Origin of the sequence: Streptomyces sp. NPDC008150, from assembly GCF_042956945.1 — a bacterium.
GTDB lineage: Bacteria > Actinomycetota > Actinomycetes > Streptomycetales > Streptomycetaceae > Streptomyces.
In genome coordinates, this window is the sequence record NZ_JBIBHJ010000004.1 from 54,755 (window position 1) to 69,721 (window position 14,967).

At 74.3% G+C, this 14,967-nt stretch carries 14 protein-coding genes; 8 read left to right on the forward strand and 6 right to left on the reverse strand.

The features are described 5' to 3' along the window. Nucleotides 1-22 precede the first annotated feature (22 nt). The 3 genes from ACFZA0_RS12000 to hutU all read right to left on the reverse strand — a co-directional run bounded on the left by ACFZA0_RS12000 (nucleotide 23) and on the right by hutU (nucleotide 4,331). Nucleotides 23-1,357: a formimidoylglutamate deiminase gene (locus ACFZA0_RS12000; RefSeq protein ID WP_391014530.1), complete on the reverse strand. Its 1,335-nt coding sequence runs from the start codon at nucleotides 1,355-1,357 to the stop codon at nucleotides 23-25. Then, on the reverse strand, nucleotides 1,354-2,562 hold the full coding sequence (locus ACFZA0_RS12005; RefSeq protein WP_391015339.1) for an allantoate amidohydrolase: 1,209 nt from the start codon (nucleotides 2,560-2,562) through the stop codon (nucleotides 1,354-1,356). The genes ACFZA0_RS12000 and ACFZA0_RS12005 overlap by 4 nt, the downstream gene beginning before the upstream one ends. Before the next feature lie 77 nt (nucleotides 2,563-2,639). Next, entirely contained in the window at nucleotides 2,640-4,331 is a 1,692-nt protein-coding gene (gene hutU / locus ACFZA0_RS12010; RefSeq protein WP_391014532.1) for a urocanate hydratase, read from the reverse strand. A 412-nt stretch (nucleotides 4,332-4,743) separates the two neighbouring features. Here hutU and ACFZA0_RS12015 point away from each other — a divergent pair, with 412 nt between their 5' ends. The 4 genes from ACFZA0_RS12015 to ACFZA0_RS12030 are packed head-to-tail and all read left to right on the forward strand — an operon-like array spanning nucleotide 4,744 to nucleotide 7,018. After that, nucleotides 4,744-5,142 (forward strand): hypothetical protein, encoded by a 399-nt coding sequence (locus ACFZA0_RS12015; protein ID WP_391014533.1) that lies wholly within the window; start codon nucleotides 4,744-4,746, stop codon nucleotides 5,140-5,142. Further along, the gene (locus ACFZA0_RS12020) at nucleotides 5,139-5,969 is read left to right on the forward strand and encodes a transcriptional regulator (RefSeq protein ID WP_391014535.1); all 831 of its coding nucleotides are present in this window, start codon (nucleotides 5,139-5,141) and stop codon (nucleotides 5,967-5,969) included. The genes ACFZA0_RS12015 and ACFZA0_RS12020 overlap by 4 nt, the downstream gene beginning before the upstream one ends. 34 nt (nucleotides 5,970-6,003) lie before the next feature. Next, nucleotides 6,004-6,630, forward strand: a complete 627-nt coding sequence (locus ACFZA0_RS12025; RefSeq protein ID WP_391014536.1) for a roadblock/LC7 domain-containing protein — start codon at nucleotides 6,004-6,006, stop codon at nucleotides 6,628-6,630. A 13-nt stretch (nucleotides 6,631-6,643) separates the two neighbouring features. After that, on the forward strand, nucleotides 6,644-7,018 hold the full coding sequence (locus ACFZA0_RS12030) for a hypothetical protein (RefSeq protein WP_391014538.1): 375 nt from the start codon (nucleotides 6,644-6,646) through the stop codon (nucleotides 7,016-7,018). A 43-nt stretch (nucleotides 7,019-7,061) separates the two neighbouring features. Here the strand turns inward: ACFZA0_RS12030 and ACFZA0_RS12035 are convergent, their stop codons facing one another. Beyond that, nucleotides 7,062-7,664 (reverse strand): hypothetical protein, encoded by a 603-nt coding sequence (locus ACFZA0_RS12035; protein ID WP_391014539.1) that lies wholly within the window; start codon nucleotides 7,662-7,664, stop codon nucleotides 7,062-7,064. Nucleotides 7,665-7,803: 139 nt separating this feature from the next. Then, entirely contained in the window at nucleotides 7,804-8,646 is an 843-nt protein-coding gene (locus ACFZA0_RS12040) for a MurR/RpiR family transcriptional regulator (RefSeq protein ID WP_391014540.1), read from the reverse strand. A gap of 200 nt (nucleotides 8,647-8,846) precedes the next feature. Here ACFZA0_RS12040 and ACFZA0_RS12045 point away from each other — a divergent pair, with 200 nt between their 5' ends. After that, nucleotides 8,847-9,293 (forward strand): hypothetical protein, encoded by a 447-nt coding sequence (locus ACFZA0_RS12045; RefSeq protein ID WP_391014542.1) that lies wholly within the window; start codon nucleotides 8,847-8,849, stop codon nucleotides 9,291-9,293. A gap of 499 nt (nucleotides 9,294-9,792) precedes the next feature. On the opposite strand, the gene ACFZA0_RS12050 is transcribed toward ACFZA0_RS12045, so the two are convergent. Next, nucleotides 9,793-11,181, reverse strand: coding sequence for a cystathionine beta-synthase (locus ACFZA0_RS12050; RefSeq protein ID WP_391014544.1), 1,389 nt, complete (start codon nucleotides 11,179-11,181; stop codon nucleotides 9,793-9,795). 149 nt (nucleotides 11,182-11,330) lie between these two features. On the opposite strand from ACFZA0_RS12050, the gene ACFZA0_RS12055 reads away from it, so the two are divergent. From ACFZA0_RS12055 to ACFZA0_RS12065, 3 genes are all read left to right on the forward strand, one after another. Then, entirely contained in the window at nucleotides 11,331-12,392 is a 1,062-nt protein-coding gene (locus tag ACFZA0_RS12055; protein ID WP_391014546.1) for a GDSL-type esterase/lipase family protein, read from the forward strand. A 186-nt stretch (nucleotides 12,393-12,578) separates the two neighbouring features. After that, nucleotides 12,579-13,799 carry an acetyl-CoA C-acetyltransferase gene (locus ACFZA0_RS12060; protein WP_391014548.1) on the forward strand — a complete coding sequence of 407 codons (1,221 nt, stop codon included), beginning with the start codon at nucleotides 12,579-12,581 and terminating at the stop codon, nucleotides 13,797-13,799. Between the two features lie 327 nt (nucleotides 13,800-14,126). After that, nucleotides 14,127-14,912: a hypothetical protein gene (locus ACFZA0_RS12065; protein WP_391014550.1), complete on the forward strand. Its 786-nt coding sequence runs from the start codon at nucleotides 14,127-14,129 to the stop codon at nucleotides 14,910-14,912. The last annotated feature ends 55 nt before the right edge of the window (nucleotides 14,913-14,967 follow it).

The following is a 14,967-nucleotide window of genomic DNA, read 5'->3' on the forward strand; positions in this document are numbered from 1 at the left end:
GATCGGGCGGGCGCGGGCGCGGTCAGCCGCGCAGGGCGGCCACCGCGTCCGCGAGGGCGGCGGGCACGTCCGGGACCAGGGTGTGCGCCCCGTCCCGCACAATGTGCCGCCCGCCCACGACCGTGTGCCGGACGTCGGCGGCCGTCGCCGCGAACACGGCGGTCTCGGCGCCGAGCCGGGGCACCGGGCCCGCGGTCCTGACCGAGTCCAGCGCGACGGTCGTGAGGTCGGCGAGGGCGCCCTCCTCCAGGGTGCCCGCGTCGTCCCAGCCGAGCGCGGCGTGGCCGTCGGCGGTGGCGGCGCGCAGCAGCGCGGCGGCCGTCCAGTGGCCGCGGGTGCGGGTACGCAGGCGCTCGTTCAGTTCCAGCGCCCGTGCCTCCTCCAGCAGGTCGACGACGGCGTGGCTGTCCGAGCCGAGGCTGAGCGGGGAACCGGCCCGCTGGAGGGCGACGGCCGGTCCGATGCCGTCGGCGAGGTCGCGCTCGGTGGTGGGGCACATGCAGGTGCCGGTGCCGGTGGAGCCGAGCAGCGCGATGTCGTCGTCGGTGAGGTGCGTGTTGTGCACGCCGGTGGTGCGCGGACCGAGGACGCCGTGGTCGGCGAGGAGCCGGGCGGGGGTGCGGCCGTGGGCGGCGAGGCAGGCCTCGTTCTCGGCGGTCTGCTCCGACAGGTGCACGTGCAGCGGCGCCCGGCGTTCCCGCGCCCAGGCGGCGACGGTCCCCAACTGGTCGGCGGGCACCGCCCGTACGGAGTGCACGGCCGCGCCGATCCGCGCGTGGTCCCGTTCCTTGAGGAGGGCGGCGCGTTCCGCCCAGGCCTCGGCGGTGGTGTCGCAGAAGCGGAGCTGGTGCTTGTCGGGCCGGTGCCCGAAGCCGGAGGAGAGATAGGCGGTGTCGAGGAGGGTGATCCGGATGCCGGCCTCCGCGGCGGCGGCGATCAGCGCCTCGCCCATCGCGTTGGGCTCGTCGTAGGGGACCCCGCCGGGCGCGTGGTGCACGTAGTGGAACTCGCCGACGGCGGTGATCCCGGCGAGCGCCATCTCCGCGTACACCGCGCGGGCCAGCGCGTGGTAGCTGTCGGGGGTCAGCCGGTCGGCGACGGAGTACATGGTCTCGCGCCAGGTCCAGAAGGTGCCGGAGCCGACCTGGACCTTGCCGCGCAGGGCGCGGTGGAAGGCGTGGCTGTGGGCGTTGGCGAGGCCGGGCAGGGTCAGGCCGCGCAGTGCCTCCGCGCCCGGCGGCGGGGTGTCCACCTCGGTGCGGACGGCGGCGATCCGGCCGTCGCGCACGTCGAGGGCGACGCCCGGCTCGACGTGCGTGCCGAGCCAGGCGTGTTCGAGCCAGAACGTCCGGTTCACTTGCAGGCCAGCCCTTCGAGTGCGTCGGCGAGCGCGGTCACCCCGGCCAGGCAGTCGTCCTCGGCCGCGTGTTCGGCCGGGGAGTGCGAGACGCCCGTCGGATTGCGCACGAACAGCATGGCGGTCGGCACGCTCCCGGAGAGGATTCCGGCGTCGTGTCCGGCGCCGGTCCCGAGGACGGGCACCCGCAGTTCGGCGTCCCGCCCGGTGCCGAGCAGCCGGCGCAGTTCGTCGCGCAGCGCGTGGTCGAACTCGACGACGGGCGTGAAGGACTCCCGCACGACCTCCAGGTCGACGCCGTGCGCGGTGGCGTACGTCCGGGCCTCGTCCTCGATCGCGGTGACCACGGCGTCGAGGGTGGCGCCGCCCTCGGCGCGCGAGTCGAGCCAGCCGCGGACCAGGGAGGGCACGGCGTTGACGCCGTTGGGCTCGACGGAGATCTTGCCGAACGTGGCCACCGCGCCCGCGAGCCGGGCCTCGCGGCGGGCGGCGAGCACGGTCTCGGCGTACGGCAGCATCGGGTCGTGCCGGTCGACGAGGCGGGTGGTGCCGGCGTGGTTGGCCTCGCCGCGGAAGTCGAACCGCCAGCGTCCGTGCGGCCAGATGGCGCCGGCAACGCCGACCGGGTCGCCGCTCAGGTCGAGGGCGCGGCCCTGCTCGACGTGGAGTTCGACGAACGCGTCGACGCGGGCGAGGCGTTCGGGGTCGGGGCCGATGGTGTCCGGGTCGTACCCGGCGGCCTCCATGGCGCGGGGCAGGGTGGTGCCCGCGGCGTCGGTCAGGCGGTGCGCGTCCTCGACGGTGAGCTTCCCCGCGGTCAGCCGGGAGCCGACGCAGGCGAGGCCGAAGCGCGCGCCCTCCTCGTCGCCGAAGTTCACCACCGCGAGCGGGCGGGTGAACGTGACGCCGCGGGCGAGCAGTTCGTCCAGGGCGGCGAACGACGAGACGACGCCGAGCGGTCCGTCGAAGGCGCCGCCGTCGGGCACCGAGTCCAGGTGCGAGCCGGTGACGACCGCGCCGCCCGCCTCCGGGTCCCCGAGCCAGGCCCACTGGTTGCCGTTGCGGTCGACCTCCAGGGCCAGGCCCCGGGCGGCGGCCTGCGCGGCGAACCAGGCGCGGCAGTCGGCGTCCGCGCCGGTCCAGGCGAACCGGCGGTAGCCGCCGGACCCGGCGTGCCGCCCGATCGCCAGCAGCTCGCGCCACATGGCCTGGAACGGGGCGCCCGGGGTGGGGGACGCCCCGGGGGCGCCGGTGCCGGCGCCCCCGGCGGACGGCGGCGTCGTCACGCGTTCGCCCCCTCGGCGCCCTCGGCGGTCTCGGCGCCCTCGCGCATCGGCACCCGCACCCCGCGCTCCTCGGCCACCGTCTCGGCGCTGTCGTACCCGGCGTCGACGTGCCGGATGACGCCCATGCCGGGGTCGTTGGTGAGCACGCGGCGGATCTTCTCCCCGGCCAGCGGCGTGCCGTCGGCGACGGTGACCTGGCCGGCGTGGATCGAGCGGCCCATGCCGACACCGCCGCCGTGGTGGATCGACACCCAGGAGGCGCCGGAGGCCACGTTCACCATGGCGTTCAGCAGCGGCCAGTCGGCGATGGCGTCGGAGCCGTCGAGCATCGCCTCGGTCTCCCGGTAGGGGGAGGCGACGGAGCCGCAGTCGAGGTGGTCGCGGCCGATGACCAGCGGTGCCTGGAGTTCGCCGCTCGCCACCATGTCGTTGAAGCGCTCGCCGGCCCGGTCGCGTTCGCCGTAGCCGAGCCAGCAGATGCGGGCGGGCAGCCCCTGGAAGTGCACGCGCTCACCGGCGAGCTTGATCCAGCGGGCCAGCGACTCGTTCTCCGGGAAGAGGTCGAGGATGGCGCGGTCGGTGGCGGCGATGTCGCGCGGGTCGCCGGACAGGGCCGCCCAGCGGAAGGGGCCCTTGCCCTCGCAGAACAGCGGCCGGATGTACGCGGGGACGAACCCGGGGAAGGCGAACGCCCGGCTGTAGCCCGCGAGTTGGGCCTCGCCGCGGATCGAGTTGCCGTAGTCGAAGACCTCGGCGCCCGCGTCCATGAAGCCGACCATGGCCTCCACGTGCCGGGCCATGGACTCCCGGGCGCGGGTGGTGAACCCGGCCGGGTCCTTCGCGGCGCTGTCGGCCATGTCGTCGAAGTCGACGCCCACGGGCAGGTAGGCCAGCGGGTCGTGGGCCGAGGTCTGGTCGGTGACGATGTCGATCGGGGCGCCCATCGCGAGCAGTTGCGGCACCACCTCGGCGGCGTTGCCGAGCACGCCGATGGAGAGCGGGCGGCGGGCGTCGCGGGCCTCGACGGCGAGCTGGAGGGCGTGGTCGAGCGAGTCGGCGCGCACGTCGAGGTAGCGGTGCTCGATGCGGCGGTCGATGGCGCGCGGGTCGCAGTCGACGCAGAGGACGACGCCGTCGTTCATGGTCACGGCGAGCGGCTGCGCGCCGCCCATGCCGCCGAGGCCGGCGGTCAGGGTGATCGTCCCGGCGAGGGTGCCGCCGAACTTCTTCGCGGCGACGGCGGCGAACGTCTCGTAGGTGCCCTGGAGGATGCCCTGGGTGCCGATGTAGATCCACGAACCGGCCGTCATCTGCCCGTACATGGTGAGTCCGAGGGACTCCAGGCGGCGGAACTCCTCCCAGTTGGCCCAGTCGCCGACGAGGTTGGAGTTGGCGATGAGGACGCGCGGCGCCCACTCGTGGGTCTGCATCACGCCGACGGGACGGCCCGACTGGACGAGCATCGTCTCGTCCTGCTTGAGGGTGCGCAGGGTGCGGACCATGGCGTCGAAGGAGCGCCAGTCGCGGGCCGCCTTGCCGGTGCCGCCGTAGACGACGAGCTTGTCGGGGTGCTCGGCAACCTCGGGGTCGAGGTTGTTCTGCAGCATCCGCAGGGCGGCTTCCTGCTGCCAGCCGAGGGCGCTCAGTTCCGTGCCGCGCGGTGCCCGGACGGGGCGGGGTCCTGACATGGTCTGCCTCCTGGCGGATCGCTCCCGGTGGATCATTCCTACGGTTATTCACATCCTTCCTGGATGAATAGATCTAGTCAACAGACACTTCCCGCCCGGCGGGGCGGGGGCGGCGGCCGCGAGGGCGCGCCGCGGCGGGGGAACGGCCGACGGACACCGGGAGGGGGAGGGCTGCGGGGGGGTGCGCGGGGGCGTGCGGGAGAGCCCCGCACCACCGCTCGCGCGACCGCGCGCCCTTGACGGGCGCGTGCGCGAAGAGGGTCCAACTGGCGTCAAATCCAGCCAAGTTGACCTACCCTAGCCGGTCGTCGCATCTTCCGGAGGAAAATGCCAGATCCCTCACCGCCACCGCACACGATGCGTAGTTTCGCTGTCACTCAGCCGAAACCCCATGGGCGGAAGGGGAAGCACGGTGCCCGGAATCGACGAGTCCCTGCTGGAAGCCATGCGGCTGCCCGGCGCACGGGGCGCTGCCCTGGTCGACTGGACGAGCGGCCTGGCACTGGGCACCGTCGGCGACGCACCGGGCGGCGACCACGAGACGAGCGCGGTCGAGGCCGCCGAACTGGCCAGGATGGCCACCGAGAACCAGGCCTTCGTGCCGGAGGAGGACGACGAGGCACCGGACGGCGAACCGCCGGTCGTGGACCTGATCATCAGCAACCGCGACAGCCACCACCTGCTGCGGTTCGTGCAGACGCCGTTCCACAGCAGTGTGTTCTTGCACCTGTGGCTGGCCCGCGAGGAGGGCAATCTGGCGCTGGCGAGAATCCGGCTGGGCGAGATGGCCGGACGGCTGGTGCTGGGATGACCGTGACGAGGACACCGCCACCGCCACCGCCCCGCCTGCCCGTGCGGGACCGGGCGACCGCCGAGGACCGCAACTGGGGCGGCGTCTCCCCGATGCTGAGCAGGCTCGCGGACGAACGCGCCACCGGCGTCCTGGTCCGCGAGCGCGGCACGCTCTACCTCTCCGAGGGCCGGGTGATCCACGCGGAGAGCCCGTCGGCCCCCGGGCTCGACGTCCTGCTCACCGCGCACGGCACGGTCGACGTCGCGGTCTGGCGCCAGGCGGTGGACCGCGCCGACGACCACCGCGGGGTCGGCCCGCTGCTCGTCGACGGGGGGCAGGTCGCCCGGGGCGCCCTGGAGCTGTGCCACCTCGGCGCCCTCTACGACGCCGCGTACTTCGCGCTCGCCCCCAGCTCCACCCCGGGCCGCTTCCGCTACGGGGCGGCGCACTGGCTCGGCTCGGACCGGCCCGTGCCGGTGTCCGCGCTGGAGCGGGAGACCGTGCGCCGCCGGGACCTGCTGCACCGCATCTGGCCCGACCAGGAGACGGACACCGCGCCCCTGCTGCGCGCCGAACCGGTCGCGCCCCCGGCGCTCAACGCGCGCCGCCGGGCCGTGCTGGCCCAGGTGGACGGCGAGCGCACGGCGACGGACATCGCCCGCCGGCTGGGCCGCCAGGCCTTCCACACGCTGGTGGACGTACGGCGGCTCGCGGCGGCGGGCTTCGTCGCCCCGCTGCCCCGGCCGTCCCTCGCCGAGACCGTGCCGGCCGCGGCCCGCTCCCGGGCCGACGACCCCGACATCACGCTGCTGAAGAGGCTCAGGGATGCGCTGGAGGCCCTTTGAGTGGCAGCGACCTCGCGCCGAAAGGAGGGAGCCGATGGCCGCCGAGCCGCTCGTCCTGGACGAACTGCGCAGGCTGAGGGCCCGGGTGCCGCAGCTGACCGGCGCCCTCGCGGCAGGCGTCGACGGTCTGGTGCTCGCCCAGGACACCCCGGGCGTCGAACCGGAGAACGTGGCCGCGCTCACCGCGACCGCCCTCGGGGTCGCCGTCCGCATGGCCGACGCGACCGGGCAGGGCGACTTCCGCGAACTGCTCGTGCGCGGCATGTACGGCTACGTCGCCACGTACGCGGCGGGCAGCTCGGCGGTGCTGACGGTGTTCGCGCGGGACCGGGTCAACGTGGGCCGTCTCCACCTGGAGGGCCGGCGCGCCGGAGCCCGGATCGGCGAACTCGTCGACGCCGAACTGGCCCGCTCCCCGGGTCCGCTGCCGGCCGCGCTGCCCGCGCCGCCCCAGCCACCGCTGCCGGGGCCACCGCCGGGCACCGGCCCGGTGCCCGGCCCGCCGCCGGTGCCGGGGCCGCCGTCCCGGCCGGCCGCCGGACCGCCCCCCACGTCGGCGGCCCCGGGCGAACCGCCCGCGCCGGCCGCCCCCGCACGCACACGCACCGCGCGCACTCCTCGCACGACACCCACCAACGCGCGCTCCACCACCGAAAGTTGAGAGGACCTCACCCATGGCCAACACCGAAACCACCCTCAAGGAATGCCTCGCCGCCATCGAGGGCGCGACGGGTGTCGCGCTCGTCGACTACACCAGTGGCATGGCGCTGGGCACCCTGGGCGGTACCAAGGGCTTCGACCTGAACGTCGCCGCCGCGGGCAACACCGACGTGGTCCGCGCGAAGATGCGCACCATGGAGCACCTCGGCCTGAAGGCCCAGATCGAGGACATCCTCATCACGCTGTCCGACCAGTACCACCTGATCCGCCTGATCAGCGGGCGCGGCGGCAACGGCCTCTTCCTCTACCTGGTGCTCGACGCCAAGCGCTCCAACCTGGCGATGGCCCGCCACCAGCTGCGCCGGATCGAGGAGGACCTGGAGGTGTGACGACGCCACCGGGCAACCGGAGTCACGGGGCCCGCGAGGCCCGCTAGACCATCGCGGCGGTGCGGCGCCGGGCCCCTCCGGGGGACGCGTCGCCCGCCGCGATGCCCGTCGTGCGGTACGCCTTGACCGGCTTCCCGGCGGGCCGGCCGCCGTGCGCGTCGAGCCAGTCGACCCGCACCCACAGCAGGGCCTCGTCGGCGCGTTCGCGCCTGCCGAGCCAGGCGGCCTTCAGCCGCAGTCCCCAGCCGGCCCCGGCGAGCAGCATGCCGCCCGCGGCCGGCAGCGCGAACGAGCTGCCCAGCGCGACGACGAAGGCGAGCAGCAGCCACCAGCGGTGTCCGCGGCGCCAGTTGCGCACGCTCACGGCCCGGTCCTGGAGCACGTCGTGCTTGCCGGCCCGCACGGCCGGACGGATGCGCGCGGTGTAGCGCCTGCGGCGCGCGTACGCCGTGACGGCGGTCGCGACGAGGAACAGCACGGCCCCGGCCATGACCCCGATCCGCCGCCCGGTCAGCCCCGGCACGAGGACGCCGACGCCCGCCGCGAAGACCCCGAACCACCACGTCGGCGCGGCTCCCGCCCGCACGACGACCGCAACCCGGGCCAGTCCCTGTCCTCGGCGTACCCCGTGTCCTGCGCGCGCCACGGCGCCCTCCCGTCTTCCCGTCCCACGTCCGAATCCCCGGCGGGCACGCACGCTAGCGGGACAAGCTGAGACGAGTCTGAAAATACGAGCGGGACGGCGGACGGCCGCCCGCGGGAGCACGGACCGCGCCGCCGCGGTCCTACTCCACGAACAGTCCGCGCGCGGCGGCCCGCGCGTCGAACTCCTCCAGCCGGGCCTGCGCGTCGGGCAGGTCGTCGCACATCGCCTCCAGCAGGACGCGGCCGAGCAGCATCGGCGCGCACGCGGTGTCGAAGGCGAGGCCCGTGCCGACCGCGGCGGGCAGCAGCACGTCCGAGTGGCGGGCGACCGGGGCGAACGCCGAGTCGGCGACGGTGACGACGGACAGCCCGGCCTCCCGGGCGTACGCGAGGGTGTCGACCACCTCGCGCGGGTGCCGGGGCAGGGCGAAGCACAGCAGCGCGGTGGCGCCGGCCCGGACGGCGCCGTCGATCCGGTCCTGGACCATCGTGCCGCCCTCGTGCAGCAGCCGGACGTCGGGATGGACCTTGGCGGCGAAGTACGCGAAGCCGTACGCCTGGGAGGCGGCGGCCCGCAGCCCCAGCACGGGCAGCGGGCGGCTGGCGGCGAGGACCCGCCCGGCCCGGCGCACGGGACGCGGGTCGGCGAGCAGCTCCGCGAGGTGCCGCAGGTTCTCGATCTCCGCCTCGACGGCCTGCTGGTACTCGTTGGGGGAACCGGCGCCCGCGGGCTGCCCGGCGGGCGCGACCTCGCGCAGGTGGCGGCGCAGCGCCGGGTAGCCGTCGAAGCCGAGGGCGACCGCGAACCGGGTGACCGACGGCTGGCTGACCCCGGCGAGTTCGGCCAGCTCGACGCTGGACAGGAACGGCACGTCGACGGCGCGCCGCACCATGCTGTGCGCGATGCGGCGCTGCGTCGGCGTCAGGCGGTGCCCCTCGAAGAGCGCCTGGAGCCGCGTCGCCGGGCTGTCGGCCCCGCTCATGTCCGGCTCCCCCGTGTCGTCCCGCTCCCCCACGTCCCGCTCCCCATTCCCGCTCCCCGTCGGCCGTTCGTCCCGGGACAATCTATTCAGCCCGCACGGACTCTGCATGCCGCCATACACGAACAGGGGTCCTCCCCGAGCGGGAAAAGGGGGGTTTTCCCCAGTGCCGCCGGGGCCCGCGGCTCTCTACCGTGGTGCCCATGACGGGAATGGACGCGCACGGCACCGACCTCAAGAAGGACCTCGACGCCACGTTGCGGGCGCGCGGGGAGCTGGGCGAGGAGTACGAGTCCGCGCTGGTCGACTCCTTCCTGGAGAAGGTGGAGCAGCGCATCGACAGCACGATCGACCGACGGGTGCGCAGGCAGCTCGCCGAGCAGCAGATGGCGACGGCCCGGGGCGCCAGGTCGCCGCGGGCCACCGACTCCTTCGGCGAGCGGTTCGGCTTCGGCATCGTCTCGCTGGTGCTCGCGATCCCGCTCTCCGCGATCGGCGCCGGCACGGCACACCTGCCGGGGCTGCTGGTGAGCTGGGCGGGCATCGTCGGCGTCAACGTCGTCCAGGCCGCCCGCGGCAACCCCGGGCTCTTCGGTGGCCGGCGCCGCGACCGGGGCAGTGCCCGCACCGACGACGACTGGCAGGACTGACCGCCGGGCGGACGGGCGGGCGGTGACCCGTCCGGCCGTCGGGACCCCGGCACAGCGCGACGGCGCGCCCGGTGAGCTCGGGCGCGCCGTCGGACGTATGCGCGGGGACCGCCGCACCCCCGTATTCGGGGGGCGGGACGACGGCGGTCCCCGCGAGGGACGCGGGCCGGGTCAGGGCCGGGCTTGCGCGTCCGTGGCGTCCATGGAGGTCCGGGAGCCGCTCCGGAGGTCCGTGACGCCGTTTGGCCGTCGGCCGGGGCGGGGAGCCGCTCCCGCCCTGCCGACACCCACTAATCTGCCGCACTCGTGTTAAGCCGGTGCTGCGCGGACGTGACGCCCTCGTACCACTTCCGCGAAGTCCCGCACCGGGCCGACCTCGCAGATCACAGCGGGTGCGCCCGTCGCCACCCCCGGTTCACCGGGTGTTTCCCGGGCACCGCCGCCGGACACGGCGAAGGGGCGCCCCCGACGGGGAGCGCCCCTCCTGCGTGCGGCCGGCTCAGCCCGCGTTGTCCGAGAGGAAGGCCAGGAGGTCCTGGCGGGTGATCACTCCGGTGGGCTTGCCGTCCACCAGGACCACGGCCGCGTCCCGGCCTTCGAGCACGGACATCATCCGCGCCACCGGTTCACCCGAACCGACGACGGGCAGCGGCGGCGACATGTGCTTCTCGATCGGGTCCTCGGACCCGGCCCGGTCGGCGAACAGGGCGTGCAGCAGCACGCGTTCGTCCACGGCACCGATCACCTCGGGCGCCATCACGTCGGGGTGGCCCGCGCCCTTGGACACCACGGGCATCTGCGAGACGCCGAACTCCCGGAGCACCTCGATCGCCGCGCCGACCGTCTCGGTGGGGTGCATGTGCACGAAGTGCGGGATGGTGCCGCCCTCCTTCTGCTTCAGCACGTCCCCGGCGGTGGGCTCGGTCGCGGTCTCCTCGCTGAAGCCGTGCTGGCCGATCCACTCGTCGTTGAAGATCTTGCTCAGGTAGCCGCGCCCGCTGTCGGGCAGCAGGATCACCACGACGTCGTCCTCGCCGAGCCGCTCCGCGACGCGCAGGCCGGCCACGACCGCCATGCCGCAGGAGCCACCGACGAGCAGCCCCTCCTCCTTGGCGAGGCGCCGGGTCATCTGGAAGGAGTCCTTGTCGGACACGGCGACGATCTCGTCGGCGACCGTGCGGTCGTAGGCGGTGGGCCAGAAGTCCTCGCCCACGCCCTCGACCAGGTACGGGCGCCCGGAGCCGCCGGAGTAGACGGAGCCCTCCGGGTCGGCGCCGACGACCTGGACGCGGCCGTCGCTGACGTCCTTCAGGTAGCGGCCGGTGCCGGAGATGGTGCCGCCGGTGCCGACGCCCGCCACGAAGTGGGTGATCCGCCCCTCCGTCTGGTCCCACAGTTCGGGGCCGGTGGAGTGATAGTGCGAGAGCGGGTTGTTCGGGTTCGAGTACTGGTCGGGCTTCCAGGCGTCCGGCGTCTCGCGGACCAGCCGGTCCGAGACGTTGTAGTAGGAGTCCGGGTGCTCGGGGGCGACGGCCGTGGGGCACACGACGACGTCGGCACCGTACGCGCGCAGGACGTTGATCTTGTCCGTGGACACCTTGTCCGGGCACACGAAGATGCAGTGGTAGCCCTTCTGCTGCGCCACGATGGCGAGGCCGACGCCGGTGTTGCCGCTGGTCGGCTCGATGATCGTGCCGCCGGGGCGGAGCTCGCCGCTCTCCTCGGCGGCCTCGATCATGCGCAGGGCGATGCGGTCCTTCACGGAACCGCCGGGGTTGAAGTACTCCACCTTGACCAGCACCGTCGCCCGGATGCCGGCGGTGACGCTGTTGAGCCTCACCAGCGGGGTGTTGCCGACGAGGCTGATCATGGAGTCGTGGAATCGCACCGTTGTCTCCGGTCGCTGCGGGAAAAGTGATCGGGATGTTCCCGCCACCCTACGGCCCGCCACCTGCGTTCACTCCCCGTTGAGATTGGCCGACGGTCTGTACGGGGCAAGGAGTGGGTGTACGGGCTACGAGGAGGTGGCGGCGACGCATGACGAGCATGTCGAGGGCGAGGGTGGCCCGCCGGATCGCGGCCGGCGCGGCCTACGGCGGTGGCGGGATCGGCCTGGTGGGCGCGGCCGCCGTGGGTGTGCTGCTGGCCGAGATGCAGATGGCGAAACGCTCGGTGGGCAACGGCGGTGGAGGCGGCGGTGGCAGCGGCGGCGGCAGGCGCGTGCCGAGCGCCGACGGCCGGTACGGACAGGTGTACGACGTTCCCGGTGAACCGGCCCTGCGGCTGACCATGCTCGGGGACTCCACGGCCGCCGGCCAGGGCGTCCACCGGGCGGGCCAGACGCCGGGCGCGCTGCTGGCGTCGGGGCTGGCGGCGGTCGCGGAACGGCCGGTGGAGTTCCGCAACGTGGCGCTGCCGGGCGCCCGCTCGGACGACCTGGACCGGCAGGTCCCGCTGGCCCTGGCGGATCCGGCCGGGGTGCCGGACGTCTGCGTGATCATGATCGGCGCGAACGACGTGACGCACCGGATGCCGGCCACCCGGTCGGTCAGGCACCTGTCCTCCGCGGTCAGACGGCTGCGCACGGCGGGCGCGGAGGTCGTCGTCGGCACGTGTCCCGACCTGGGCACGATCGAGCCGGTGCAGCAGCCGCTGCGGTACCTGGCCCGCCGGGTCTCGCGGCAGCTCGCGGCGGCGCAGACGATCGGGGCGGTCGAGCAGGGCGGGCGCACGGTGTCGCTCGGCGACCTGCTGGGCCCGGAGTTCGAGGCGAACCCGCGCGAGCTGTTCGGCCCGGACCACTACCACCCCTCGGCCGAGGGCTACGCCACGGCGGCGATGGCGGTGCTGCCGACGGTGTGCGCGGCCCTCGGGCTGTGGCCCGCCGACGAGGAGCGCCCGGACGCGGCGCGCGACGAGGGCTTCCTGCCGGTGGCGAAGGCCGCCGCCCAGGCCGCCTCGGAGGCGGGCACCGAGGTCACGGCGGCGATGCCGACGGGTCCGCGGGGCCCGTGGGCCCTGCTCAAGCGGCGCCGCAGGCGGCGGGTGGCGGCCACGGACCCGGTGACGAGCCACGCGCCGTCGGCGCCCCGCCGGTGACCGGGGCCGGGGGCCCGCCGGGCGGCCGGGTACCGCCTAGGGGCGCCGCGCCGAACAAAGCAAGCGCTTAGAAAAATGCGGTCGGGGTCACACGGCTCCCCCGGTGACCCCGACCGTACGTGCGGGTAATTTCGCAGGGAGTCCCAGTCCACCCGCCCGCCCCGTACGTACGCCAATGGAGCCGTGATGCCCGAAGCCGTCATCGTCTCGACCGCCCGCTCGCCCATCGGCCGCGCCTTCAAGGGCTCCCTGAAGGACCTGCGCCCGGACGACCTCGCCGCCACGATCATCCAGGCCGCCCTCGCCAAGGTCCCCGAGCTGGACCCCAGGGACATCGACGACCTGATGCTGGGCTGCGGCCTGCCCGGCGGCGAGCAGGGCAACAACCTCGGCCGGATCGTGGCCGTGCAGATGGGCATGGACCACCTGCCCGGCTGTACCGTCACGCGCTACTGCTCCTCGTCGCTCCAGACCTCGCGGATGGCGCTGCACGCCATCAAGGCGGGCGAGGGCGACGTCTTCATCTCGGCAGGCGTCGAGACCGTCTCCCGCTTCACCAAGGGGAACTCCGACAGCCTGCCGGACACCCGCAACCCGCTGTTCGCGGACGCCGAGGCGCGCACCGCCGCGGTCGCCGGGACCGAGGGCTCGAACTGGCACGACCCGCGCGAGGACGGCCTGGTGCCCGACCCGTACATCGCGATGGGGCAGACCGCCGAGAACCTGGCCCGCTGGAAGGGCGTCACCCGGCAGGACATGGACGAGTTCGGCGTCCGCTCGCAGAACCTCGCCGAGGAGGCCATCAAGAACGGCTTCTGGCAGCGCGAGATCACCCCCGTCACGCTGCCCGACGGCACGGTCGTCAGCGCCGACGACGGCCCGCGTCCGGGCGTCACCCTGGAGGGCGTCTCCGGCCTCAAGCCGGTCTTCCGCCCCGACGGCCTGGTGACCGCCGGCAACTGCTGCCCGCTCAACGACGGCGCCGCGGCCGTGGTCGTCATGTCCGACACGAAGGCCCGCGAACTGGGCCTGACGCCGCTCGCCCGCATCGTGTCCACCGGCGTCTCCGGCCTGTCCCCCGAGATCATGGGCCTGGGCCCGGTCGAGGCGTCGAAGCAGGCGCTGCGCCGCGCCGGGCTCTCGATCGGCGACATCGACCTCGTCGAGATCAACGAGGCCTTCGCGGCCCAGGTGATCCCCTCCTACCGCGAACTCGGCATCGACCTGGACCGCCTCAACGTCAACGGCGGCGCCATCGCGGTGGGTCACCCCTTCGGGATGACGGGCGCGCGCATCACCGGCACGCTGATCAACTCCCTCCAGTGGCACGACAAGCAGTTCGGCCTGGAGACCATGTGCGTCGGCGGCGGCCAGGGCATGGCCATGGTCGTCGAGCGCCTGAGCTGAGCGAACGCACCGCCCGCCGCCCAGGCCCCGACCGCCGCTCCGGAAGCTTTCGGTAGCCGCGCGGGTGCGGCGGGTGAGGCGCAGGCCCGGGGTCCGGCCGTCCGCCGGACCCCGGGCCGATTCGTGATCCAATCTCCCCCAGGATGTGACCTATCTCCCCCCTGGGGCCGAATTACCCAGGCCAGCGCGGTTTCACCACCCCCCACCCCCTGGGTGCGGGGCACAAAGACCTGTCCGTTTCGTGACGTTGCGCACTGACAGACACCCCCTCTTCCCAGCACGCTGATATAGGAAGTCGGGGGTCGACTTTGAACCGGGAGTACGTCAGTGAGCGCCATGCCGATCGCCCTGCTGGTCACCACGGCCGCCACCGGCGCCGTGGGCGTCGCCGTCCTGCGCACCCTCATGGTGCTGCGCCGCCAGGTGACCGCCCTGCACACCAAACTCGCCGAAGGACGCGCCGCCACCCTGCGCGCGCTCGTCCCGGCCGCCCGCAACGCCGACGCCGACCGGATACGCGCGGCCGTCACCGAGGCGCTGGCCGAGGAACGCGAGCGCGAACTCGCCGAGGCGCGGGCCTTCTGGGCCGCGCAGGAAGTGCGGGACGCCTCCGACGCGCCCTCCCTGCTGGGCCTGTCCGAGTCCGCGGAGTACGACCCGTTCGTGCCGCGCCAGGCCGACCTCGTGGGCCTGGAGCCGGTGGCCGAGACCGGCACGGAGACCGAGGACTCGCCCGAGCTGGCCGCCGCCCGCCGCCGGCACCCCTCCCACCCGGACTTCGTCCCCGCCCAGTCCACGGGCGCCCCGGGCGTCAACGACCACGAGCGCACGGTCGCCTGCCTGGAGGAGCTGGCCTCCTCCCGCGTCGAGCTGGCCGACGTCAGGCCGGGCCCGCTGGGCACCCTCGACGTCTACCTGTTCGCCGACGGTACGACCCTGTGCATGACCCCCGGCCACCACGAGACCGCGGAGCGGCTCGCGGCGGCCCTGCGGGAGGGCGAGACCCCGTTCCTGCTCGGCGGTTCCGGTGTCTCGGGCGCGTACAGCCTGACCTTCACCTGCGGCGACGAGCACGTGTACATCCTGGCGGACCGCGTCATAGCGTCCCTCTGAGCCGGAGCCGCCGACGCGGGCGCGCGGCACGGCGGTCGGCCGTCCGCGCCGTCCG

What these genes read in the sequence shown, in the direction of transcription:
- ACFZA0_RS12020 (WP_391014535.1), top strand. Translation starts at nt 5,139, where the DNA reads ATGACCGTGACGAGGACACCGCCACCGCCACCGCCCCGCCTGCCCGTG.
- ACFZA0_RS12060 (WP_391014548.1), top strand. Translation starts at nt 12,579, where the DNA reads ATGCCCGAAGCCGTCATCGTCTCGACCGCCCGCTCGCCCATCGGCCGC.
- ACFZA0_RS12040 (WP_391014540.1), bottom strand. Translation starts at nt 8,646, where the DNA reads ATGAGCGGGGCCGACAGCCCGGCGACGCGGCTCCAGGCGCTCTTCGAG.
- ACFZA0_RS12030 (WP_391014538.1), top strand. Translation starts at nt 6,644, where the DNA reads ATGGCCAACACCGAAACCACCCTCAAGGAATGCCTCGCCGCCATCGAG.
- ACFZA0_RS12025 (WP_391014536.1), top strand. Translation starts at nt 6,004, where the DNA reads ATGGCCGCCGAGCCGCTCGTCCTGGACGAACTGCGCAGGCTGAGGGCC.
- ACFZA0_RS12055 (WP_391014546.1), top strand. Translation starts at nt 11,331, where the DNA reads ATGACGAGCATGTCGAGGGCGAGGGTGGCCCGCCGGATCGCGGCCGGC.
- ACFZA0_RS12045 (WP_391014542.1), top strand. Translation starts at nt 8,847, where the DNA reads ATGACGGGAATGGACGCGCACGGCACCGACCTCAAGAAGGACCTCGAC.
- ACFZA0_RS12005 (WP_391015339.1), bottom strand. Translation starts at nt 2,562, where the DNA reads ATGTGGCGCGAGCTGCTGGCGATCGGGCGGCACGCCGGGTCCGGCGGC.
- hutU (WP_391014532.1), bottom strand. Translation starts at nt 4,331, where the DNA reads ATGTCAGGACCCCGCCCCGTCCGGGCACCGCGCGGCACGGAACTGAGC.